General features: G+C 59.6%; 20 protein-coding genes. 10 read left to right on the top strand and 10 right to left on the bottom strand.

The window, feature by feature from the left end; all coding sequences use genetic code 11:
- Positions 1-155 precede the first annotated feature (155 nt).
- The 3 genes from era (at position 156) to B0919_RS00795 (ending at position 3,017) form a co-directional block, all read left to right on the top strand.
- Entirely contained in the window at positions 156-1,055 is a 900-nt protein-coding gene (gene era, locus B0919_RS00805; RefSeq protein WP_078010289.1) for a GTPase Era, read from the top strand.
- A 208-nt stretch (positions 1,056-1,263) separates the two neighbouring features.
- A complete protein-coding gene (gene der / locus B0919_RS00800; protein WP_078010288.1) occupies positions 1,264-2,586 on the top strand; it encodes a ribosome biogenesis GTPase Der in 1,323 nt (440 codons plus the stop codon).
- A gap of 167 nt (positions 2,587-2,753) precedes the next feature.
- Positions 2,754-3,017: a hypothetical protein gene (locus tag B0919_RS00795; protein WP_078010287.1), complete on the top strand. Its 264-nt coding sequence runs from the start codon at positions 2,754-2,756 to the stop codon at positions 3,015-3,017.
- A gap of 92 nt (positions 3,018-3,109) precedes the next feature.
- Here B0919_RS00795 and B0919_RS00790 read toward each other — a convergent pair whose 3' ends face one another.
- The 4 genes from B0919_RS00790 to B0919_RS00775 form a co-directional block, all read right to left on the bottom strand.
- Positions 3,110-3,679 (bottom strand): hypothetical protein, encoded by a 570-nt coding sequence (locus tag B0919_RS00790; protein WP_078010286.1) that lies wholly within the window; start codon positions 3,677-3,679, stop codon positions 3,110-3,112.
- A 171-nt stretch (positions 3,680-3,850) separates the two neighbouring features.
- Entirely contained in the window at positions 3,851-4,657 is an 807-nt protein-coding gene (murQ, locus tag B0919_RS00785; RefSeq protein WP_078010285.1) for an N-acetylmuramic acid 6-phosphate etherase, read from the bottom strand.
- A 132-nt stretch (positions 4,658-4,789) separates the two neighbouring features.
- Entirely contained in the window at positions 4,790-5,089 is a 300-nt protein-coding gene (locus B0919_RS00780; RefSeq protein WP_078010284.1) for a cytochrome b5 domain-containing protein, read from the bottom strand.
- A 27-nt stretch (positions 5,090-5,116) separates the two neighbouring features.
- Positions 5,117-6,259: a formimidoylglutamase gene (locus B0919_RS00775; protein WP_078010864.1), complete on the bottom strand. Its 1,143-nt coding sequence runs from the start codon at positions 6,257-6,259 to the stop codon at positions 5,117-5,119.
- A 156-nt stretch (positions 6,260-6,415) separates the two neighbouring features.
- On the opposite strand from B0919_RS00775, the gene B0919_RS00770 reads away from it, so the two are divergent.
- The 6 genes from B0919_RS00770 (at position 6,416) to B0919_RS00745 (ending at position 15,201) form a co-directional block, all read left to right on the top strand.
- The gene (locus B0919_RS00770; protein WP_078010283.1) at positions 6,416-8,200 is read left to right on the top strand and encodes an AMP-dependent synthetase/ligase; all 1,785 of its coding nucleotides are present in this window, start codon (positions 6,416-6,418) and stop codon (positions 8,198-8,200) included.
- A gap of 286 nt (positions 8,201-8,486) precedes the next feature.
- The gene (locus tag B0919_RS00765; protein WP_078010282.1) at positions 8,487-8,963 is read left to right on the top strand and encodes a MarR family winged helix-turn-helix transcriptional regulator; all 477 of its coding nucleotides are present in this window, start codon (positions 8,487-8,489) and stop codon (positions 8,961-8,963) included.
- Between the two features lie 89 nt (positions 8,964-9,052).
- Positions 9,053-11,458, top strand: a complete 2,406-nt coding sequence (locus B0919_RS00760) for a 3-hydroxyacyl-CoA dehydrogenase/enoyl-CoA hydratase family protein (protein WP_078010281.1) — start codon at positions 9,053-9,055, stop codon at positions 11,456-11,458.
- A gap of 173 nt (positions 11,459-11,631) precedes the next feature.
- Positions 11,632-12,810, top strand: a complete 1,179-nt coding sequence (locus tag B0919_RS00755; RefSeq protein ID WP_078010280.1) for a thiolase family protein — start codon at positions 11,632-11,634, stop codon at positions 12,808-12,810.
- A 47-nt stretch (positions 12,811-12,857) separates the two neighbouring features.
- On the top strand, positions 12,858-13,154 hold the full coding sequence (locus tag B0919_RS00750; RefSeq protein WP_078010279.1) for a DUF3861 domain-containing protein: 297 nt from the start codon (positions 12,858-12,860) through the stop codon (positions 13,152-13,154).
- A gap of 259 nt (positions 13,155-13,413) precedes the next feature.
- Positions 13,414-15,201, top strand: a complete 1,788-nt coding sequence (locus tag B0919_RS00745; protein WP_078010278.1) for an acyl-CoA dehydrogenase family protein — start codon at positions 13,414-13,416, stop codon at positions 15,199-15,201.
- A gap of 124 nt (positions 15,202-15,325) precedes the next feature.
- Here B0919_RS00745 and B0919_RS00740 read toward each other — a convergent pair whose 3' ends face one another.
- Complete coding sequence (locus tag B0919_RS00740; RefSeq protein ID WP_078010277.1) at positions 15,326-15,640, bottom strand: hypothetical protein; 315 nt, start codon at positions 15,638-15,640, stop codon at positions 15,326-15,328.
- A gap of 3 nt (positions 15,641-15,643) precedes the next feature.
- Positions 15,644-17,095 carry a hypothetical protein gene (locus B0919_RS00735; protein ID WP_139361814.1) on the bottom strand — a complete coding sequence of 484 codons (1,452 nt, stop codon included), beginning with the start codon at positions 17,093-17,095 and terminating at the stop codon, positions 15,644-15,646.
- 393 nt (positions 17,096-17,488) lie between these two features.
- Between B0919_RS00735 and B0919_RS00730 the strand changes: the two genes are divergently transcribed.
- Positions 17,489-17,719 carry a hypothetical protein gene (locus B0919_RS00730; protein WP_078010275.1) on the top strand — a complete coding sequence of 77 codons (231 nt, stop codon included), beginning with the start codon at positions 17,489-17,491 and terminating at the stop codon, positions 17,717-17,719.
- A gap of 42 nt (positions 17,720-17,761) precedes the next feature.
- Here B0919_RS00730 and recG read toward each other — a convergent pair whose 3' ends face one another.
- The 4 genes from recG to mutY form a co-directional block, all read right to left on the bottom strand.
- Positions 17,762-19,858: an ATP-dependent DNA helicase RecG gene (gene recG / locus B0919_RS00725; protein ID WP_078010274.1), complete on the bottom strand. Its 2,097-nt coding sequence runs from the start codon at positions 19,856-19,858 to the stop codon at positions 17,762-17,764.
- 100 nt (positions 19,859-19,958) lie between these two features.
- Positions 19,959-20,540: a gliding motility lipoprotein GldD gene (gldD, locus tag B0919_RS00720; protein WP_139361813.1), complete on the bottom strand. Its 582-nt coding sequence runs from the start codon at positions 20,538-20,540 to the stop codon at positions 19,959-19,961.
- Between the two features lie 133 nt (positions 20,541-20,673).
- Positions 20,674-21,111: a single-stranded DNA-binding protein gene (locus B0919_RS00715; protein ID WP_078010273.1), complete on the bottom strand. Its 438-nt coding sequence runs from the start codon at positions 21,109-21,111 to the stop codon at positions 20,674-20,676.
- A gap of 92 nt (positions 21,112-21,203) precedes the next feature.
- Positions 21,204-22,298 (bottom strand): A/G-specific adenine glycosylase, encoded by a 1,095-nt coding sequence (gene mutY, locus B0919_RS00710; RefSeq protein WP_254846438.1) that lies wholly within the window; start codon positions 22,296-22,298, stop codon positions 21,204-21,206.
- Positions 22,299-22,391: the final 93 nt, after the last annotated feature.

Here is a 22,391-nt window from a genome sequence, read left to right as displayed (position 1 = left end):
ATAAGCAGCCGGAGGACAAACCGGCAGCAATTTATCGTAAGCGCAGTCAGGACCAGTGCCGTATCAGTACCATGGCTCATTCGGCAGATTGGACGCCAAGCGTGTGCGCCTCGCCGTAAAGCCGTACCTTTGTGCCCCTTAATCGATTACCTGCTGTGACTACCGACCCCAAACCGCACCGCGCCGGCTTTGTAAGCATCATTGGCAAGCCCAACGTGGGCAAGTCCACGCTGATGAACGTGCTGGTCGGCGAGCGGCTCAGCATCATCACCAGCAAGGCCCAGACCACGCGCCACCGTATTCTGGGCATCCTGAACGGCCCTGATTTTCAGCTCGTCTACTCCGATACGCCCGGCATCATTCAGCCCAAATACGAGCTGCAATCGGCCATGATGTCGTTTGTGTACTCGTCGCTCGAAGATGCCGACGTCATTCTGTTCGTGACGGATATCTACGAGAAGCACGATGAGGAGCCCGTAGTGGAGCGTCTGCGGCGCTCCGAGGTGCCGATTTTGCTGCTCATCAACAAAATCGACCAGGCCACGCAGGAAGAAGTAGAGGCCAAAATGGCCTACTGGCGGGAGCACATGCCCAACGCCGCCGAAATCATCCCGATTTCGGCCCTAAACGCCTTCAACACCGAGCAGGTGTTCAACCACATCCTCGACCGCCTGCCCGAGCACGAAGCCTTTTATCCCAAGGACGAGCTGACCGACAAGCCGGAACGCTTCTTCGCCTCGGAGATGATCCGCGAGAAAATCTTCAAGCTCTATAAAAAAGAGGTGCCCTACAGCACGGAAGTGGTCATCGAGGAGTTCAAGGAAGATGAAACCATTATCCGCATCCGCGGCATCATCTACACCGAGCGGGCCTCGCAGAAAGGCATCATCATCGGCCAGGGCGGCGCCGCTTTGAAGAAAGTGGGCACCTGGGCGCGGGAGGAAATGGAGAAGTTTTTCCTGAAAAAGGTGTTCCTGGAGCTGCACGTCAAAGTCAACGAAAACTGGCGCGCCGACCCGAAAATGCTCAACCGCTTCGGCTACAAGCCGGAGTAACAATTATCTGTCATCCTGAGGCGCAGCCGAAGGACCTTGTCACATCAGATAGTCACTACCTGACGTCTGCCGTGGCAGCGTGATAAGGTCCTTCGCTTTGCGGACGCCAGATGAAGCATGACAGACGAATAGAATCCGACCCTTCAAACTCACTTAACTACCCCGGGCACTGCCGCACATGGTCGGAGCGGCGGCTGGGGTCAGCAACATGCAAAATACCATTGCCATTGTGGGCCGCCCGAACGTGGGCAAGTCCACCCTGTTCAACCGCCTCGTCGGCGAGCGAAAAGCCATCATGGACAACCAGTCGGGTGTCACGCGCGACCGGCACTACGGCTACGGCGAGTGGACGGGCAAGTACTTCACCGTCATCGACACGGGCGGCTACGTGGTGGGCTCGGATGACGTATTCGAGGAAAGCATCCGCAGGCAGGTGAAGCTGGCCATCGACGAGGCTGACGTGGTCCTGTTCATGGTCGACGTGGACGCCGGGCTGCACCCGCTGGACGAGGAATTCGCCAACGTGCTACGCCGCTACGAGGATAAAAAGCCGATCTACTTGGTGGCCAACAAGGCTGACAGCACGGCCCGCTACCAGGCCGCCGGCGAGTTCTACGCCCTGGGCCTGGGCACCGGCGACATTTTCCCCATCAGCTCCCAATCGGGCTCCGGTACCGGTGAGCTGCTTGACGCCGTTATCAGCCACTTCGAGGAAGAAGGCGTGGAAGACCCCGACGCGGGCATCCCGCGCATCACCGTGATGGGCCGCCCCAACGTGGGCAAGTCCTCGCTGGTGAATGTGCTGCTGGGCGAGGAGCGCAGCATCGTGACGGACATTGCCGGCACCACGCGCGACGCCATCCACACCCGCTACAACGCCTTCGGCAACGAGTTTATCCTCATCGACACGGCCGGCCTGCGCCGCAAAGCCCGCGTGGATGAAGACATCGAATTCTACTCCAACCTTCGCTCCCTGCGGGCCATGGAGGAGTCCGACGTGGTCATCGTCATGCTCGACGCCACCCGCGGCATCGAGGCCCAGGACGTGAGCATCATCGGCCTGGCCGACCGCAACCGCAAAGGCATCGTTATCTTGGTGAACAAGTGGGATTTGATCGAGAATAAAGAGTCGAACACCGCCAAGGAGTTCGAGGACCAGATTTACGAGAAGATCAAGCCGATCAGCTATCCGCCCATCGTCTTCACCTCGGCCATCACCAAGCAGCGTGTGCACAAGGCTATCGAAACGGTGATGCAGGTGTATGAGAACAAGCGCAAAAAAGTGCCGACCTCGGAGCTGAACGAGGTGATGCTGCGCGAAATCGAAGCCTACCCGCCGCCCTCCACCAAGGGCAAGATGGTGCGCATCAAGTACGTGACGCAACTGCCCACGCACAACCCGGTGTTTGCCTTCTTCTGCAACCTGCCGCAGTACGTGAAGGAGTCGTACACCCGCTACCTCGAAAATCGCCTGCGCGAGAATTTCGACTTTACGGGTGTGCCTATCGGCATCGTGTACCGCAAAAAATAAACGTCCCTGGAAATGTCGGGCGGGCCTTTTTCAGGGCCCGCCCGATTTTTTTTAAGCTCGTCGGGTTACCTGAACGGTAGCGGGGTATAAAGCTGCAGATTTCGCCGCCGCAAGGTGGTGAAGCCTGCCAAAGAAAACTCACCTCCATTTTCTCCACACCCATTACCATGAAAAAGGTTCTGTTCCTCGCTCTGGCTGCTGCTTCGTTCACCTTCGCTTCGTGCGACAGCAAGACCGAAAACACGCAGGAAAACGCTGCTGACAACGTAGAAGCTGCTGGCGAGCAGAAGGCTGATGCTATGGAGCAGCAGGCTGACGCCGTACGTGACTCGGCCGACGCTAAGGCTGACGCTATGGAAGACGCTGCCGACGCTGGTGCTAGCCAGGCTACCCCGGCTCCCGCTGAAGGCGCTACCACGACCCAGCAGTAATTATACCGGCAACGGCCCCTCGGCCGCTTGCTGAATAAAAAGGCGCTCCGCTTCGTGCGGGGCGCCTTTTTTGTTGTGTCTGAACGGGTGGGCTACATGCCCAGGCGGCGCTGCAAGAGGCCGTCCACCACGTGCACCAGTTTTTTGGGCGGATAGGTGCGCCACGGCAGTTCGTCGAGCTGCCCGCCGAAGTTCACGTAGGAGTCAATGTTGTACTGGCGCATTTCGCGTTCCACGTGCTCCTGAAAGTTCACGGCCGCAATCCAGCCGTCTTCCACGTCCTCAAACCACTCTTCGTAGTACGAGTCGTCGGAGCCGTGGAAGTTGAACACGTTTTCGCCGATGAGGATGAACTTGCGGATGCCCTCGTGCACCATCGGGTCGATGATCTGGCGCTTGAGCTGCATGATGTCGTTTTCGATGGCGTCGTTCCACTCCCCGATAAACTCAATCACGCCCACCTTCTCCTCGTAATCCACGAACAGGATTTTCAGGAACAGGGTGTCCGACTCCATGCCGTCCCACTGCGGGTGGATGTAGTAGCCGTAAATGGTATTGACGTAGTTATCGAGGCTGTTTTCAGCGCCGTAGAGCGGGGAACGTTCGTCCTCGGAGGCCTGGTATTGCTCCAGCCAGGCGTAGTGGGGTTCGATGGTGTGCATAGCTTACTAGGAAAGGGGGGAGTCAGGCAAGCCCACCACGCGGCGCAGCCTTGCTCCAGTAAAAACGCACACTCGCCCGGAGTGTTCCTGTGCCCGACGGAAAAATGCGGGCAAAAAAATAGCGCACCGAAGCGCGCTATTGATGCGTTGTGTCAGGTGTTGATTATCAGGCTAGTGTCCGTGGTGCGCCGCCAGCGCAGCCCGCACCGAGCCGTGCAGCTCCAGCAGCTCGGCGGCCTTATCCTGGTCGATGCCCAGCTCGTCCATCAGCATGCGCTGCCCGCGGTCCACCAGTTTGGCGTTGGTGAGCTGCATGTCCACCATCTTGTTGCCCTTCACCCGGCCTAGCCGGATCATGGTGGCCGTAGTGAGCATGTTCAGCACCAGCTTCTGGGCGGTGCCGGCCTTCATGCGGGTGCTGCCGGTCACAAACTCCGGCCCCGTCACCACTTCCACCGGAAACTCAGCCGCTGCGGCCACCTTCGAGCCCGCGTTGCACACGATGCAGCCCGTAGCCAGGCCGTGTGCCCGAGCCTGCTCCAGCCCGCCGATAACGTAAGGCGTGCGGCCCGAGGCGGCAATGCCCACCACGATGTCCTTGGCGTTGATGTCGTGCGCCGACAGGTCACGCCACGCTTGCTCGGCATCGTCCTCGGCGTTTTCCACGGCTTTGCGAATGGCGGTGTCGCCCCCGGCAATCAGCCCGATTACCAGCCCATGCGGTACCCCAAACGTGGGTGGGCACTCCGAGGCGTCCAAGATGCCCAGTCGGCCGCTGGTACCCGCCCCGATGTAGAACAACCGACCACCTTCGCGCAGCCGGGCGACGGTGGCTTCTACCAACGCCTCAATCTGCGGCAGAGCCTTTTCCACGGCCAGCGGCACGGTGTGATCCAGCTGGTTGATGCTGGCCAGCAGCTGGGCGGTGGGCAGGGTTTCGAGGTGGTCGAAGTGCGAGGCGCTTTCGGTAGTGCTCATAATGAGGATGGGTGAGGAATTGAGGTTAGGAGCCGGTGTACAGCGCAAACTTCCCGTTCGCGTATTCCAGAACGATTACCGTACACATGTCAGCTGGGATACGCAAACGGAAAGTTCGCGCTACAACGCTGACTAGCTCGTTTTCAGCCGGCCGACGACGTAGAACTTATCGAGCACATTTACGGTGTGCGGCGCATCACGGTCCAGTTCGGCCGTGAGGTCCTGGCCGGCCCAATGCTCGTAGTGGTTGCCGCGGCGCCACAGCCGTGAATGCGTGACGTCGTAAATCAAGCCTTGGTAGGCAAACCAGATTTCGTCACGGTCCTGTCCGTTGCGCAGGGCCAGCTGGTGCTTGGAGTACTCCGGCAGCTCGGCAATGGGCTGGCCGCTGGCCGTGCTCGGAGTGTGCGGAATGCTCGCTTCCTCAGCCATTCTTGCTTCTTAATTCCTGCGTCTTCATCAGCCCAGCAGCGCCTGCGTCAGAATCCAGCGGTTGGGTAAGTCGCCCTGAGCGGCGCGCAGGTAATCCTGGTAGCTGCACGGCACGATGCGGCGCACGGAGTGGTCGGCCAGACTCTCCACTTCCATCCACCACTTTTCGGTGCGCTTGGCTTTGTAAAAAACCAGCTTGGCCGGATTACCCGGCAGCCCCACGGCGTAGCGGATGAAGCGGCGGCTGGTAAAGTCGGTTTCGTAGCGGCGGTGGTAGTAGCCTTCCACGAAGTACCAGAGCATGGTGGCGGCCGTAGCGGCGCCCAGGCCCAGCAGGTCGTGGTCGGGGCGGTAGCCGTAGAGGCCGATGCTGGTGAGCTGGTCGTTGTGGCCGGCGTACCAGCACAACTGCGCCGCTTCCTCGGCCGTCAGGCCGAAAGGAGAGGCCGGCAAGTAGCCCGGAAACTCCGGCCAGCGCAGGGCCGTCAGATCGAAGCTGATCAGGTCGGCTTGGCGCAGCAGCGGCTCGGCCTGGCGTACGTCGTCGCGAATCTGGCCTAGGCGCAGCGTTTCGAAGTGCAGCTTTTCCAGCGCCGCCAGCACGCTGGTGGGTACCAGGTACTGCTGGTGGGCGAGCTGCCCGAAGTTGAACAGGAAGTTCGGCTCGTGCATCAGGATGCGGCGCAGGTGGCTGTCCTCGGCCGGCGCGCCGGCTTCCTCCACCATGTCCACGCGCGCGTCGATGCAGGTCAAACTCACGGCGCGCTCCAGCGTTTCATAAGCCAGAAATTGGCCGATGTCGAGGTCGTGGGAGCCGCCGAGCAGAATGGGCACCGTTTTTTCCTCCAGCAGCGCCGCCACGATTTCGCGCAGGCGCAGGTAAGTATCTTCCAGCGTCAGGCCGTTGCGCAGGTTGCCCAGGTCCACGAGCCGGCAGGGGCCAGCGCCGCGCTGCAGCTGGTAAAAACGCGGCCGGATGGCGTCGGGGGCCGAGGCGGCGGGCGTGCCGGCGGCGCTGCCGCGCCACTCGTTCAGGCCGATAATGGCCAGATCGGCGCCGCGCCAATCCGGGAAAGTGTCCACGAAGCGCGCGACGTGGGCGCCCAGCGTAGTGCCAGGGGCAGTGGGGGCATCGTCGGTGAGCGGGTCGAAGAACAGGGCCAGATTCATAGCACAGGTGGCTGCCGCGGTGCAGGTGCCCGCGGAGGCATAGGCCAAAACTACTCAAAAACCCCACCTTGCGTATGAGCCTTAAAGCGTCTTAATAGGCTTTGCGCCGAAAAATCCATTTATTTCACCTGCTTTTCCCTCCCGAATTCCGCACCCATGCAAGCTCCCAGCCGCGCTTTTGATATTCTGCCCTACCAGTTGGCTACGGCGCCCAAGTCCGATTGCCTCGCCGCCAAGCGCGACGGCACCTGGCAGCCGTTCAGCACCCAGCAGGTGTCCGACACGGCCAACCTCGTCAGCCTCGGCCTGCGCCAGCTCGGCATCGGCAAAGACGACAAAGTGGCCATCATCTCGATGAACCGCCCCGAGTGGCTGTACGCCGACTTCGGCATCTCCCAGATCGGGGGTGTGACGGTGCCGATGTACCCCACCATCACCATCGAAGATTACAAGTACATCTTCGCCGATGCGGGCGTCAAGGCCATCTTCGTTTCGACCCAGGACCTGTACGATAAGGTGAAGGAAGCTACCGCCGGACTGAACATCGCCGACGACCACATCTTTACCTTCGAAAAGCTGACCGGTGGCCGCCCCTTCGCGGAGCTGCTGGAGCTAGGCCGCCGCGGCAACGTGGCCGAGCTGGAGCCCCTGCGCGCCGCGGTGCAGCCCGACGACCTGCTGACGCTGATCTATACCTCCGGCACCACCGGCTCGCCCAAGGGCGTGATGCTCTCGCACAACAACATCCTGAGCAACTGCCGCAGCGCCCAGGCCTTCGTGCCCGTTACCAAGGACGACTCGGCCCTGAGCTTCCTGCCGCTCTGCCACATCTTCGAGCGGATGGTGACCTACCTGTACATGATCAACGGCGTGAGCATCTACTACGCCGAGAGCATGGACACCATTGCCGACAACCTGCGCGAGGTGAAGCCCAGCATCTTCACCACCGTGCCGCGCCTGCTCGAAAAAGTCTACGACAAGATTGTAGCGAAGGGGCACACACTCGGCGGCGTGCAAAAAAGCCTGTTCTTCTGGGCCCTGAACTTAGGCCTGGAGTACGATACGCAGGAGGACAAAGGCTTCTTTTACAACACCCAACTGAAGCTGGCCCGCAAGCTCATCTTCGCGAAGTGGCGCGAGGCGCTGGGTGGCAACATCCGCGTGATTGTGTCGGGCGGCGGAGCGCTGCAGCCGCGCCTGGCCCGCGTGTTCTGGGCCGCCGAAATCCGGGTAATGGAAGGCTACGGCCTGACGGAAACCTCGCCCGTTATTGCCGTGGGTGGCTTCGAGCCGGAGAATAACCTCATCGGCACGGTGGGCCCGCTCATCGATAAGGTGGAAGTGAAGATTGCCCCGGACGGCGAAATCCTCACCCGCTCGGCCTCGGTGATGAAGGGCTACTACAACAAGCCGGACCTGACCAAAGAAGCCATCGACTCGGAAGGCTGGTTTCACACCGGCGACATCGGCGAGTTCGTGAAGGGTCGCTTCCTCAAAATCACCGACCGCAAAAAGGAAATGTTCAAGACCTCGGGCGGCAAGTACGTGGCCCCGCAGGTTATCGAAGGCAAGCTGAAGGAGTCGCCGCTCATCGAGCAGGCCATGGTGGTGGGCGACGGCCAGAAGTTCCCCGCCGTGCTGCTGGTGCCCGCCTTCGATGAGCTGAAAGGCTGGTGCAAGCGCAACAACGTGCCCGTCAACGGCTCCAACGAGGAACTCATCAAGAACGAGCAGGTGCAGAAGATGTACCACGAGCTGGTAACGAAGTACAACCAGAGCTTCGCGCAGTGGGAGCAGGTGAAGAAAGAGGTACTGCTGCCTCAGCAATGGACCGTGGAATCGGGCGAAATGACGCCGACGATGAAGGTCAAGCGCAAAATCATCAGCGAGAACAACAAGCAGATCATCGATAGCCTGTACAACGCCGACGGGCACCGGTAGGCTTTTGTAACGACGCCTGATAGACAAATAATAGAACGTCATTCCGAGCGCAGCCGAGGAATCTCGCGTGCTGACGTCTGGTAGTAATTTCCTCGTTGTAGGAGTTTGGTATCGGGTATCAGCACGCGAGATTCCTCGGCTGCGCTCGGAATGACGTTCTTATTTCAACCCCTGCATGGCCGGTGAGTGGTTCATCACCCCCTTCGAAACGTTGTCGAATATTTTTTCGTAAACTAGTATGCAAGCATAACAAATTTGCGTACGTTTACCGGACATCGACCCCGAGATGAAACCCGAAGAAACCGTCGACTATAACATCAAGGTAGCGTGGCACGCCATTTCGCGCATGTACAATGTGCAGGCAGCCAAGCACGACATCACCACGAGCATCGGCTTCGTGTTGCTGAACATCGACCAGGAAAACGGTACGCCTGCGACTAAAATCGCGCCGCTGCTGGGCCTGGAGACCCGCTCCCTGACCCGCATTCTGCGCTCGATGGAAGAAAAAGGGCTCATCTACAAACAGGCCGACCAGCAGGACAAGCGCTCCGTGCGCATTTTCCTGACCGAGGAAGGCCTGAAGAAAAAAGAAGTGTCGCGCCAGACGGTGCGCCAGTTCAACCAGAAAATCCGCGAGAAAGTCCCGGCCGATCAGCTGGAGGTTTTCTTCCGCGTCGTTGGGCAAATCAACGGCCTGATCGATAGCAAGAGCATTTTCGAAGGCTTCAAAGTGAAGCCCCTGCGCGCTGAGAAGAAGGCCTGACGGGCTGGCTTCGCGGCGCTTGTGCGTTCCTCGCATCCATTCACCCTTTCATACGCTTCGGACTCCCAACCTACCCGACCGAACTCCCTATGAATCGTACCATCAAGAAAGTAGCCGTGCTGGGCTCGGGCGTGATGGGCTCGCGCATCGCGGCTCACTTCGCCAACATCGGCGTGCAGGTACTGCTGCTCGACATCGCGCCGAAAGAATTGACGCCCGACGAGGAAAAGAAGGGCCTCAAGCTCGACTCGCCGCTGGTGAAGAACCGCATCGTCAACGCTTCGCTACAGGCCGCTATTGCCGCCAATCCCTCGCCCCTGTACCGCAAGGCCGATGCTTCACGCATCAAGACCGGCAACTTCGACGACAACCTCAAGGACATTGCCTCGTGCGACTGGACCATTGAGGTAGTGGTGGAGCGCCTCGACATCAAAAAGAGTCTGTTTGAGCGCGTGGAGCAGTACCGCAAGCCCGGTACGCTCATCACCTCGAACACCTCCGGCATTCCGATTCACCTGATGACGGAAGGCCGCTCCGAAGACTTCAAGAAGCACTTCTGCGGCACGCACTTCTTCAACCCGCCGCGCTACCTGAAGCTGCTGGAAATCATCCCGACGCCGGACACGGACCAGTCGGTGGTGGACTTCCTGATGCACTACGGCGACCTGTACCTGGGCAAGACCACCGTGCTGGCCAAGGACACGCCGGCATTTATTGCCAACCGCGTGGGCGTGTTTGCCATCATGGACGTGCTGCAGGTAATGCAGAAAATCGGCCTGACGGTGGAAGAAGTCGACAAGCTCACCGGTCCAGTTATCGGCCACGCCAAGTCGGCCACCTTCCGCACCTCCGACGTGGTGGGCCTGGACACGATGATCAACGTGGCCAACGGCCTGGCGCAGAACCTGCCCAACGACGAAGCCAAGGACGTGTTCCAACTGCCCGACTTCCTCAAGAAGATGGCCGAGAACAAGTGGCTAGGCGACAAAACCGGCCAGGGCTTCTACAAAAAGGTGAAAGGGGAGGGCGGCAAGTCCGAAATCCTGGCCCTGGACCTGGCTACGCTGGAATACAAGCCCGGCGCCAAGGTGAAGTTCACCACGCTGGAAACCACCAAGCCCATCGAAAAGCTGGCCGACCGCTTCAAGGTGCTGGCCGCGGGCAAGGACAAAGCGGGGGAGTTTTACCGGCAGATGTTTGCCGGGCTGTTTGCCTACGTGTCGAACCGCATTCCGGAAATCACCGATTCCCTCTACAAAATCGACGACGCCCTGCGCGCCGGCTTCGGCTGGGAGCTGGGCCCGTTTGAGACCTGGGACGCGCTGGGCGTGCAAGCTGGCGTGGAGCTGGTAAAGGCCAATGGCAAGCAGCTGGCCCCGTGGGTAGAAGAAATGCTGGCTGCCGGCAACACCACCTTCTACAAGGTGGAAGGCGGCGTGAAGAAGTACTACGACGCCGAATCGAAGAGCTACCAGCCGATTCCGGGCGTGGAGAACTTCGTGGTGCTCGACAACCTGCGTGCTTCGGGCAAGGTGGTGTGGAAAAACGCCGGTGCCTCGGTTATCGACCTGGGCGACGGTATCCTGAACGTGGAGTTCCACAGCAAGATGAACGCGCTGGGCTCCGACGTCATCCAGGGCCTGCTGAAGGGCGTGGAAATTGCCGAAAAGGACTTCCGCGGCCTCGTGGTGGGCAACGACGCGCCCAACTTCTCGGCCGGCGCCAACCTGGGCCTGGTCTACATGTTCGCCCTCGAACAGGACTACGACGAGCTGAACATGATGATTGCGCAGTTCCAGCAGGCCATGATGCGCATGCGCTACAGCTCCATTCCGGTAGTGGGTGCCCCGCACGGCCTCACCCTGGGTGGCGGCTGTGAGCTGAACCTGCACTGCGACCGGGTGGTGGCAGCCGCGGAAAGCTACATCGGCCTCGTGGAATTCGGCGTGGGCCTGATTCCGGGTGGCGGCGGCTCCAAGGAAATGACCTTGCGCACCGCGGCCAAGTACGAGGAAGGCGAGCCGGAGTACAACCTGCTGCGTAACTCGTTCATGACCATTGCCATGGCCAAGGTATCCACGTCGGCTCACGAAGCCTTCGACCTGGGCTTCCTGCGTCGCGGCGACGAAGTGGTGGTGAACAGCAACCGCGTCATTGCCCAAGCCAAAGCGGCCGCCATCGAGCTGGCCGAGGATGGCTACACCATGCCGGTGCAGAAAACCAACATCAAGGTGCACGGCAAAGGCGCCTTAGGCATGTTCATGACCGGCGTGCACGCCATGAAGGAGGGCCGCTACATCTCCGACCACGACCTGAAAATTGCCAACAAGCTGGCCTATATCATGTGCGGCGGCGACCTGTCGGCCCCCACGGAAGTATCGGAGCAGTACCTGCTGGATCTGGAGCGCGAAGCCTTCCTCAGCCTTTGCGGCGAGCGGAAAACGCTGGAGCGTATTCAGTCGATTCTGACCACTGGCAAGCCGCTGCGCAACTAAGCTCCCAGCTGTCATCCTGAGCCAAGCGAACCAAAGGTCGACGTAGTCAAGGAGCTTATTACGGTCAAAAGACTGTTCTACAAGACTCCACGCGTGATAAGGTTCTTCGGCTTGCGCCTCAGAATGACAACGATTGGTGACGTTTGGACAACCCCTAAAAGAAGAAACTCCTCATGGAAGCATATATCGTAGCTGGTTACCGCACGGCCGTGGGCAAGGCGCCCCGCGGTGGTTTCCGCTTCACCCGCCCCGACGACCTGGCCGCCGAGGTAATCAAGCACCTGATGAAAGAGGTGCCGCAGCTGGACCCGACGCGCGTCGACGACGTTATCGTCGGCAACGCCGTGCCGGAAGCTGAGCAAGGCCTGCAGATGGGCCGCCTGATTTCTTTGCTGGCCCTGCCGCTGAACGTGTCGGGCCTCATCGTGAACCGTTACTGCGGCTCGGGCGTGGAAACCATTGCCATGGCCGTGGGCAAGATCATGGCCGGCATGGCTGACTGCATCATCGCCGGCGGCACCGAAAGCATGAGCCTGGTGCCGACCGTCGGCTGGAAGACCGTGCCGAACTACAAGCTCGCCCAGCAGCACCCGGACTACTACCTGGGCATGGGCCTGACGGCCGAAGCCGTAGCGCAGGACTACAAAATCTCGCGCCAGGACCAGGACGAGTTTAGCTACCAGTCGCACCAGAAAGCCATTAAGGCTATTGCCGAAGGCAAGTTCAAGGAGCAGATTGTGCCGATTACCGTTGAGGAAACCTACCTCGATCAGGCTTCGGGTAAAAAGAAAACCCGCTCGTACGTGGTCGATACCGACGAAGGCCCCCGCGCCGACACCTCGGTAGAAGCCCTGGGCAAGCTGCGCCCGGTATTCGCCCAAGGCGGCTCCGTAACGGCCGGCAACTCCTCGCAGACCTCCGACGGGGCGGCTTTCGTCATCGTCATGTCGGAGCGCCTGGTGAAGGAGCTGAACCTGGAGCCCATTGCCCGCATGGTGAACTACGCCACCGAAGGCGTCGACCCGCGCATCATGGGCATGGGCCCGATCAAGGCCGTGCCGAAAGTGCTCAAGCAAGCCGGTATGAAGCTCGACGACATCGACCTCTTCGAGCTGAACGAAGCCTTTGCCTCGCAGTCCATTGCCGTGGTGCGCGAGCTGGGCATCGACCCGGACAAGCTCAACGTGAACGGCGGCGCCATTGCCCTCGGTCACCCGCTGGGCTGCTCGGGCGCCAAGCTGAGCATTCAGCTATTCCACGAGCTGCGCGCCCGCAACAAGAAGTACGGCATGGTCACGGCCTGCGTAGGCGGTGGTCAGGGCGTAGCCGGCATCTACGAATTGCTAAAGTAAAACGGGCTGGTAAGCGTCTGCCTGCTCAAATCCTTTTCATCAGAATCATGAGCAAGCGCGCTTACCACTACCGCCTGCGCCTGGAGCAGGTAGCTGGCATCTCACCCGGCAGCCCCGAGCACGAGCCACTAGAGTTGGAGTTCGACAACCACGACGACATCTTCAGCATCGTGGAGCGCCTGCAGCAGCGTAATCTGTTTCAGGAGCCCGGCCAGTCCACCGAGTTTGCCATCGGGCTGAAGCTGTTCAGCGAGGTAATGCTCAAGAACCGGCAGCACCCACTGTTCGAGGAGCTGGCCCCGGCGTTTCGCTCGTTTATGCAGCGGTTGAAGTCGTCGGGATAGCCTCCGGATAGCAACGGCGCTGGCGCTGCGGCTCCTGAGGCAAAAACCCATTGACAATCAGAACCGGAGCGCATATCTTGGCGTTCTGATATTGGTAACAAACAGAGACCCCGGCGTTTTCGGGGTTTCTTTTACCAGAAATAGTCGGCACGCCTAACATTTTTTATTACCTTTCGGTACAACAGTCAGGCGGCCCTTGTCGGCCTTAATTAGTCGGCAAGCCTAACAGTTTCGACACTTCAACATTCCCACCACGGCCATGGAAGTAGGCAACAAGCTTGTAAAAGGCGGCGAGTTCATCATCAAACCGACCGACGCCCAGGATGTATTCACGCCCGCCGATTTTTCGGAGGAGCAAAACATGATGCACCAGACCGCACTGGACTTCGTGGAAAAAGAGGTGCAGCCCCTGCTGGAGCGCCTCGACAACCACGAAGAAGGCCTGATGCGCAGCCTGATGGAAAAGGCCGGCGAGCTGGGTCTGTTCGGCGTGAGCATCCCCGAGGAGTACGGCGGACTGAACATGGACTTCCCCACGTCGCTGCGCGTGACCGAAGGCGTGGGCGGCGGCCACTCGTTCCCGGTCGCCTTCGCGGCCCACACCGGCATTGCCATGCTGCCGATTCTGTACTTCGGCAACGAGGAGCAGAAAGCCAAGTACCTGCCCGGCCTGACCTCCGGCGAACTGATGGGTGCTTACTGCCTGACCGAGCCCGGCTCGGGCTCCGACGCGCTGGGCGCCAAAACCAAGGCCGTGCTGACCGAGGACGGCGAGCATTACGTGCTCAACGGCCAGAAAATGTGGATTACCAACGGCGGCTTCGCCGACGTGTTCGTAGTGTTTGCCAAGATTGACGGCGAGCAGTTCACGGGCTTCATCGTGGAGAAAAACACGCCCGGCCTGAGCCTCGGCAACGAGGAGCACAAGATGGGCATTAAGGGCTCCTCCACGCGCCAGGTGTTCCTGTCGGACTGCAAAGTGCCGAAATCGGCCGTGCTGGGCGAAATCGGCAAGGGCCACCTGATTGCCTTCAACATCCTCAACATCGGCCGCATCAAGCTGGCTGCCGCTTGCCTGGGTGCTTCTAAAATGGCTGCTTCGCTGAGCGTGAAGTACGCCAACGAGCGGGTGCAGTTCAAGCTGCCCATCTCGAAGTTCGGTGCCATCAAGTACAAGCTGGCCGAGCAGGCCGTGCGCATCTACGCCGTGGAGTCGGCCATTTACCGCGCCGGGATGGACATTGCCCGCATGGAGCAGGAGCTGCTCGGCAAGGGCATGAGCCACAACGAAGCCCTACTGGGCGCCGCCCGCGAATTCGCCGTGGAGTGCGCCGTGCTGAAGGTGGAAGGCTCCGAGGTGCTCGACTATGTGGTGGACGAAGGTGTACAGGTGTACGGTGGCTACGGCTTCTCGGCCGACTACCCGATGGACCGCGCCTACCGGGACTCGCGCATCAACCGCATCTTCGAGGGCACGAACGAAATCAACCGCATGCTGGCCGTCGACATGATCCTGAAGAAGGGGCTGAAGGGCGAGCTGGATTTGATGGGCCCGGCCCAAGCCGTGCAGCAGGAGCTGATGGCCATTCCGGACTTCAACACGGATGAGGACAACAGCCTGTTCGCCGCCGAGCTGCGCACCATTGCCAAGCTGAAAAAGGCCATCCTGATGGTAGCCGGTACGGCCGTGCAGAAGTACATGAACTCGCTCGCCAAGGAGCAGGAAGTACTGATGAACATCGCCGACATGGCCATCAAGGTGTACACCGCCGAAAGCACCATCCTGCGCGTGCAGAAGGAAGCCGGCGTACGCGGCGAAGAAGCACTGAGCGCCCAAATTGACATTGCCCGCGTGTACCTCAACGACACGGTGGACAACGTGAACAAGTTCGGCAAAGAGGCCATTGCCTCGATGACCGAAGGCGACGAGCAGCGCCTGCTGGCCCTGGGCCTGAAGCGCTTCACCAAAGCTGACCTCTTCAACGCCAAGGACGCCCGTCGCCGCATCGCTGACGTGCTTATCCAGGCCAACGAATACGCGTTCTAAGCCGAGCGCACCAGCAGCAACTGGCCGCGGGGAAACGGCCGGTTGTTATTTCCCGATGGGGGAAAACTTGAAAGGGCCGCTCCGGTATTGGAGCGGCCCTTTCAAGTTTTAGTCTTGGCAAGAATTAATCAGCAATGGCCAGCAAACCAGAGTCGGCGGCCGAGGCATTGAGCAGCAGCACGAAAAAGCGCTGTTCCGGCGTGCTGGCATTGTTGGGACGGAGCTGCGGGTGGCGGTGCAATAGCAGTTGCAGCTTCATCTGCGCCACGCCGCTGCTCCAGCGGAAGTCCTGCTCCGCATCCAGGCGGCTTTCCAGAATACGTTGCGCCTGCAGCTGCACGAAGTCCTCGGCCGACAGCTCCCCGGCTTTGGGCAGCTCATCGAGCTTGGTGCGGCCGGGGCGGGGCGCATCGTCTGCCAGCAGGTAAAAGGTGAGCATGGTCTATTTAAAAACGAGCTTGTTCAGCTGCAGCGCCGCTGACTTCTTGCTGGGCCGTGTCACCACAATCATCGTCTTGCCGTCGAGCCAGGTGGTGAAGTCCTTCACGTAGGCCACCTGCTGGTCGTTGGCTACGTTTAGGCCGAGGGCTTTGGGCTCGGTTACGGTGCCGGGTAGGGCCGCAATCTTGCGCAGGTACAGGTCGGTTTTGTCCTTGAGCTTTTCCAGCGTTACCACCTGCACGTCGTTGCCGATAGGGGCGGCGCGGTAGCCGATGCCGGTGAAGCTTTCGGTGATGGGCGCCGATTGGTTTTTGGCAATAATCTGTTGCCAGGTTGGCGACTGAAACTCGTTGTACCCGAATACGTGCAGTTCCCGGGCCCGCACCGGTGCATCGGGGCCTTCCTCGGCTTTGTGCTCGGCAAGGACTACCACATTCTGGTCCTCCGTGCGAATCACGTCGGAGAGGTACACGTCGTCGAGGCGCTTGTAGCTGGCGCCGGTAAGCTTGTTGGTCTCAGCCAGGTATTCGGGCGTGAACTTGAACTCCGGCGCAAACTTCATGTCGGCCGTGCCGAAATCGAATTTGACCAGCTTCAGGCTGTAGTACTCGCCCGAGGCGTAATCAGCACAGAGGGCAGCCGCGTAAAGGGTTTGCCCATCGAGCAAACGCCACTGCGAGTCGCGCACCGTTACTTTTTTGCCCCCGAAGGTGCCGCCGACTGCTACGGACATCACCTTTATATCCGCGTCTTGGTCGCGGTAGCGGCGCACGGTCAGCTTCTGGTTGTTGTCGCCGATGAGGGCCACGTACTGCGTACCGTCGTTGGCTACGTGCACGCTGGGCGAGAAGAAGGAGCCCAGGTCGCGGAAGTCGTAAGAGCGGTCCTTGACCTTGTTCAGCTGCCGGTCGTAGTGCGCCGCCGTCAGCGCCTTGATTTGCGCGTCGCGGGTGACATAGCGCCACGCTATCAGGTGGGTGCCGTCGGGGGAGATGCTCACGCCAGGGCGGCGTTCCTGCGCGTTGCCTTCCGCCATTTTCTTGGCCGGCAGCTTCTGGCCGGTCTTAAGGTCGACGGGCTGCACGAGCAGGTGCTGGCCGGTTTCGTCGCCGTGATGGAGTACCACCAGTGCCTGCTGGTCGTTGCGGGCAAAAGCTTCCATGCTCTCCCCGGGCGCAATGGGTACAGTGGCCGTCCAGACCTTCTTGAGGTCAGCGTCGTAGCGCTCCACGGCGTACTCGCTGGCCGAACGGTGACTCAGGATGATGAAGTCGGTGCTGCCGGGCAAAGCCAGCGTCTTTACGTGTACGCGCTGGTTGTACGGGTCCTCCGTGTGCTCGGGCACGTAGGCAAAAGGAGTGGACTTCACCCGCTGGGCCTGAGCCAGCGGGGTATGCAGCAAAAAGCCTGACAATAGCCCGGCTACGGAAAATTTCAGAAGGGTAAAACGCACGTCGTTAAGAAGTTAACGGGGCCAAAAACGCTCAGTCAAAAAAATGTACTTCCCAAAGGTATCATTCAAACAGCCATTCGCGTAAAGGCCCCGCTGGGTGAGTTCAGCAAACGAAAGTTCACGCTTTCATAACGCCAAAATTCATCCGTTGCGCATCCACCTGCGTTTTCTTTGTCAGGCAAAAGCATACAGGTCAGTAGTCGAAAAACTTGCTGATTTGTATATAATTGATAATTTTGTGCACAGATATTGCCTTTCCAGCCCCCTCTAGCTGATTTCTGTGCGCAAAGCCCACGCCACTGGGCTTAGCTAGCTGCGCCAGCCGGGCCCAGCAGAAATCCTGGCTTGTTGTTTGATACGGCAGGCCGCTTCTCCACCGAATGTTCTTTCACCATGAAGTCTTTATTACAATTCATCCTCCTGACCGCTCTGGTCGTAGTCGGCAAGCAAGTAAAAGATCAAGCCCGCATTTCGGTTGTTGGCAGCACGCAGCAGCCAGTGCAGCGCCACGTAGAGTCTATGCAGTCGTTCTTCGTGCAGCACGTGAACTACAAGCAGGCACCTGCTTCTTCCACCGTTGCCGACGAGTACGCTCGAAAGACGAACCCAGTCTCGCTCAACTAGACTGCTGAACGGCTTATACAGCCGTTTTTTTATGCCCTATTGTTAGCTAATTCGGCTCCAGTTAACCGCCGATGCCGGCAACGACTCGATGTGTCGGCGGATATTTTGATTTTCCGGCTTGCTCAAATCCGGATCCTCGTTGAGTATTTCCTGCGCCGCTGCCCGCGACTCGGCCAGGATCTTGCCATCCTTGGCCAGATCGGCCACCAGCAGGTCCAGCACCCCGCTTTGCTGGGTGCCCATTAAGTCGCCCGGCCCGCGCAGTTTCAGGTCGATGTCGGCAATTTCGAAGCCGTTGTTGGTGCGCACCATCGTTTCCAGACGCGTGCGCGTGTCCTTGCTCAGCTTGTAGCCCGACATCAGGATGCAGTAGCTCTGGTCGGCGCCGCGGCCCACCCGGCCCCGCAACTGATGCAGCTGCGAAAGGCCGAACCGTTCCGACGACTCAATGACCATTACCGAGGCATTGGGTACATTCACACCCACCTCAATCACGGTAGTAGCCACCATAATCTGCGACTCATTTTTGACGAAGCGCTGCATCTCGGCATCCTTTTCTCCGCCCGTCATGCGCCCGTGCACGATACTGACGTGGTATTCGGGAAACGCCCGCGACACGCTCTCGAAGCCGTCCATCAAGTCCTTGTAGTCGGCCATGGCCTCGCTTTCCTCGATGAGCGGGTACACCACGTAGCACTGCCGGCCCTTGCGGATTTCCTGCCGCATGAACTCGAACACCTTCAGGCGGTTGGCATCGAAGCGGTGTACCGTCACGATAGGCTTGCGGCCGGCCGGCAGCTCGTCGATGACCGACACGTCCAGGTCGCCGTAGAGCGTCATGGCCAAGGTGCGCGGGATGGGCGTAGCCGTCATCACCAGCACGTGCGGAATCACGTTGGGATTCTTCTGCCAGAGCTTGGAGCGCTGAGCCACCCCGAAGCGGTGCTGCTCGTCCATAATAGTCAGGCCCAGGTTCTTGAACTGCACCACGTCTTCCAGCAGCGCGTGCGTGCCCACCAGCATGTGCAGCTCGCCTGAGCGCAACTGCTCGTGCAGCACCCGCCGAGCGGCCGTGCGCGTCGAGCCGGTCAGCAACCCGATCTTGAGGCCGAGCATGTCGGCGAACTTCTTCAGACCCTCGTAATGCTGGTCGGCGAGGATTTCCGTCGGGGCCATCAGGCAGGACTGCGCGCCGTTGTCAGCGGCAATGAGCATGGCAATAAAGGCCACGATGGTCTTGCCGGAGCCCACGTCGCCCTGCAGCAGACGGTTCATCTGCTTGCCCGCGCAGAAGTCCTTGTAGATTTCGTGGATAACCCGCTTCTGCGCCATCGTCAGGTCGAAGGGCAGCACGTTCTTATAGAAGTGCGTGAGCGTGGGCACCTTATCGAAGATCTGCCCGGCCAGCTCCACCTTACGCACGGTGCGCTGCCGCAGCAGCTTGAGCTGCACGTAGAACAGCTCCTCAAACTTCAGCCGGAAGCGCGCTGCCTGCAGCAGATCGGTACTCTGCGGGAAGTGAATCTGCTGCATGGCCTCCGCCTTGGGCATGAGGGCGTAGCGCTGAATCAATTCCGGCGACAACGTCTCGTGGAAGTGCGGAGCGCACAGTTTGAGCACCTGCGCCGTGAGCCGGGCTATGCCTTTGCTGTCGAGGTTGAAGTTGCGCAGCTTGTCGGTGCTGGAATACACCGGCTGCAGAAACGAAGTGCCCGGTTTCTGCTCCGATACTTCTTCCAGCTCCGGGTGCGCAATCTGCGGCTTGCCGTTGAACAGCGTCGGCTTGCCGAAGATGATGTACTCCTGGTGGTTCTTCACCCACTTCTCGAACCACTTCACGCCCTTAAACCACACCAGCTCCACGTGTCCGCTCTCGTCCTGCGCTTGGGCCACCAGGCGTTGCTTGCGGCCTTCGCCCAGCAGCTCCTTGGTGCGCACCGTTGCCTTTACCTGCACCATCGGCAGGTCGTCGTGCAGGTCCACCACGTTGTAAAACTGCGTGCGGTCGAGGTAGCGGAACGGATAAAACTGCACCAGGTCGCCGTAGGTGAACAGGTTCAGCTCCTTAGCCAGCACGTCGGCCCGCCGCGTGTCCATGCCGCGGAGCAGGGCAATCTTGGTGTTGAAAAAGCTACTCAAGGGTTAGATTGTTAAATGGTTAAATTGCTGAATTGATGATTGTTCGGTTAGGATTTGAACGACCAGCCATTGAACAGTTTAGCCATTTGACCATCAAGGCCTACTGATACTTAAGCGTGTTGACCAGGTGCACGATGTCCTCTTTCACGTAGTCGATAACCGGCGCCAGGGAGTCGTTGGCTACGGCCGTGCGGAAGTACAGCGCCCCGCGAAAAAAGTGCTTGGTCGAGTCCGTGGTGTAGAACTGAAACTGGCTGGGTACGTCGCCGCTCAGCTCAAACACGGCCACCTTCCTCCCATCCGGCGTCTTTAGCGTGTTTTCTTCGATGGCCGTGGCTTTGATCTGGTGCTTGCCCGTGAGCTTGCGCGCGTCCTCCAGCATTTTGTTGAAGAGCTTGGGGTTGCCGGCAATGTTCGTGTAGGTAATCTGCACGTTGGCGTGCAGCTTGGGGTAGTTCACGTTGATCCAGTGCGGCTGCGCCAGGTACGAAGAGTCGCGCAGGATGCGGGCGTACTTCGAGTACTCAAACCGATAAGGGTGCCCCGGCGCCAGCTGCTGGTAGACGTGCGGCGGCAGGTCGATGCGGTTGTAGCCTTTGGGTTTGGGCGTGTAGTCGGGCGCCGAGTTGCAGCCCGAAAGCAGCAAACCAGCTACCAGCAGCGCACAGCAGGAGCGAAGCACAGGCAAGCGGGGGTGAGGTGATAAGCCAAAATTAGCCGGAAATCGGCACCAAGCCGTTCCGCGCGGCGCGAGGCAAACAAAACCGCCCCGGCCAACACGTGACCGGGGCGGCACTGGCCCATGAACAGCTAAATTAGAACGGCAGTTCGTTCAGCTCGGCTTCCTGGCGGAAGGTCTTTTGCTCGGCCGGCGCAGTTTGGGCGCCGCTCTGCTGAGTACCGGACTGGTCGCCCTGGGCGCGGCCGCCACCCAGCATCGTGATTTCATCAGCCACGATTTCGGTGACGTAGCGCGTCTGCTGGTCCTTGTCCTGGTACTGGCGCGTGCGAATCTTGCCTTCCACGTAAATGGATTGGCCTTTCTTCACGTACTTCTCGACCATTTCGGCCAGGCCGCGCCAAGCTACGATGTTGTGCCACTCCGTACGCTCAACGCGGTTACCTTGCTTGTCTTTATAGAATTCATTGGTAGCCAGGCGGAACTGCGCCACGGCCGCGCCGCTTTCCAGGTGACGTACTTCTGGATCAGTGCCCAGGTTGCCAATGAGAATGACTTTGTTTACGCTCGACATGGTGTCTTCGTTTGTGGTTAAGAATGGAGGAATAAGGCTTGAATTGCTATACAATAACTAAATAAAGACGCACAATTCCAAATTATTTAGCATTAAAGTATTCCTTTGTCTGACAAGTAGTTGGTGATAATAACGGGCTTGGGCAGTTCATCGAGCTGATCAGCGGTATAGGGCTCTAAACCAGCGGTTTCACGTGACGAGGCCGCTAGTGGCGCAGCGAGCCAAAGCTCGTGAAACAAAGCCTCAACTTTCTGATGACTCAGGGTGTGACGCATAGCCGCCGCAGGTTCGCTTACCCTGCTCGTGTCCAGTTGAGCGCCAAGCTGCTCCAGTTCCGTAGCCATGGCTTTAGCTGGCAGCACCGCTTCCGGTGTTTCCAGCAGGTGAAAGTCGTACAGGCTCTGCCAGATGTCCTTGCCCGCCCGCTGGCGCAGATATACCTGCTCCCCGTGCCGCAGCACGAAGTAGTGGAAGTAGCGGGTGCGGGCCGCCTTGGCTTTGGACTTCACCGGCAACTGCTGTACCATGCCGTGCTGAAACGCGAAGCACTGCTCCCGCACCGGGCAAAACAGGCAATCCGGGTTCACCGGCGTGCACTGAATGGCTCCGAACTCCATGATGGCCTGGTTGTAGTCGGCCGGGTTATCGGGCGAAATCAGCTGATCGGCCAAGCTCTGAAACTCCTTGCGGGCCGAAGGCTGGGCAATGTCCGTGGTGATGCCGAACACGCGGCTCAGCACCCGGTACACGTTGCCGTCGAGGACGGCTACCCGCTCCCCAAAAGCAAAGGAAGCAATGGCGGCCGCCGTATACGGCCCAATACCGCGCAGCTTCACCAGCTCGGCATACCGCTGCGGAAACTGCCCGCCGTGCTCATCCACGATCTGCTGGGCAGTATGGCGCATGTTGCGGGCCCGGGAGTAGTAGCCCAGGCCCTGCCAGAGGCGCAATACCTCTTGTTCGGGCGCAGCGGCGAGGTCCTGTACGGTGGGGTAGGCCGCCAGAAAACGCTGGTAGTAGGGCAGACCCTGCTGCACCCGCGTTTGCTGTAAAATGATTTCTGACAGCCAGATAGCGTACGGGTCCTGGGTATGGCGCCAAGGCAGGTCGCGGCGGTGCCTCGGGTACCAGTCCAATAAGGACTGGGCAAAGAAAGGATGAGCGGATTGCGGCGAAGAGTTGGTCAACTTGTTGATTGTGAATATATTGCTTTGTAATTGCTCCCTTCACGGTATTTGGCAATTACATTTGTAAAACCAAAAATCGGGGCTACCTTTGTG

It is taken from the genome of Hymenobacter sp. CRA2 (assembly GCF_002007105.1).
Classification (GTDB): Bacteria; Bacteroidota; Bacteroidia; order Cytophagales; family Hymenobacteraceae; genus Solirubrum.
This window is presented reverse-complemented; position numbering and strand designations above follow the sequence as displayed.

What these genes read in the sequence shown, in the direction of transcription:
- B0919_RS00760 (WP_078010281.1), top strand. Translation starts at nt 9,053, where the DNA reads ATGAATCGTACCATCAAGAAAGTAGCCGTGCTGGGCTCGGGCGTGATG.
- B0919_RS00765 (WP_078010282.1), top strand. Translation starts at nt 8,487, where the DNA reads ATGAAACCCGAAGAAACCGTCGACTATAACATCAAGGTAGCGTGGCAC.
- B0919_RS00795 (WP_078010287.1), top strand. Translation starts at nt 2,754, where the DNA reads ATGAAAAAGGTTCTGTTCCTCGCTCTGGCTGCTGCTTCGTTCACCTTC.
- B0919_RS00740 (WP_078010277.1), bottom strand. Translation starts at nt 15,640, where the DNA reads ATGCTCACCTTTTACCTGCTGGCAGACGATGCGCCCCGCCCCGGCCGC.
- B0919_RS00745 (WP_078010278.1), top strand. Translation starts at nt 13,414, where the DNA reads ATGGAAGTAGGCAACAAGCTTGTAAAAGGCGGCGAGTTCATCATCAAA.
- B0919_RS00715 (WP_078010273.1), bottom strand. Translation starts at nt 21,111, where the DNA reads ATGTCGAGCGTAAACAAAGTCATTCTCATTGGCAACCTGGGCACTGAT.
- B0919_RS00750 (WP_078010279.1), top strand. Translation starts at nt 12,858, where the DNA reads ATGAGCAAGCGCGCTTACCACTACCGCCTGCGCCTGGAGCAGGTAGCT.
- B0919_RS00730 (WP_078010275.1), top strand. Translation starts at nt 17,489, where the DNA reads ATGAAGTCTTTATTACAATTCATCCTCCTGACCGCTCTGGTCGTAGTC.
- B0919_RS00780 (WP_078010284.1), bottom strand. Translation starts at nt 5,089, where the DNA reads ATGGCTGAGGAAGCGAGCATTCCGCACACTCCGAGCACGGCCAGCGGC.
- murQ (WP_078010285.1), bottom strand. Translation starts at nt 4,657, where the DNA reads ATGAGCACTACCGAAAGCGCCTCGCACTTCGACCACCTCGAAACCCTG.
- B0919_RS00755 (WP_078010280.1), top strand. Translation starts at nt 11,632, where the DNA reads ATGGAAGCATATATCGTAGCTGGTTACCGCACGGCCGTGGGCAAGGCG.
- B0919_RS00790 (WP_078010286.1), bottom strand. Translation starts at nt 3,679, where the DNA reads ATGCACACCATCGAACCCCACTACGCCTGGCTGGAGCAATACCAGGCC.
- der (WP_078010288.1), top strand. Translation starts at nt 1,264, where the DNA reads ATGCAAAATACCATTGCCATTGTGGGCCGCCCGAACGTGGGCAAGTCC.
- B0919_RS00775 (WP_078010864.1), bottom strand. Translation starts at nt 6,259, where the DNA reads ATGAATCTGGCCCTGTTCTTCGACCCGCTCACCGACGATGCCCCCACT.
- B0919_RS00770 (WP_078010283.1), top strand. Translation starts at nt 6,416, where the DNA reads ATGCAAGCTCCCAGCCGCGCTTTTGATATTCTGCCCTACCAGTTGGCT.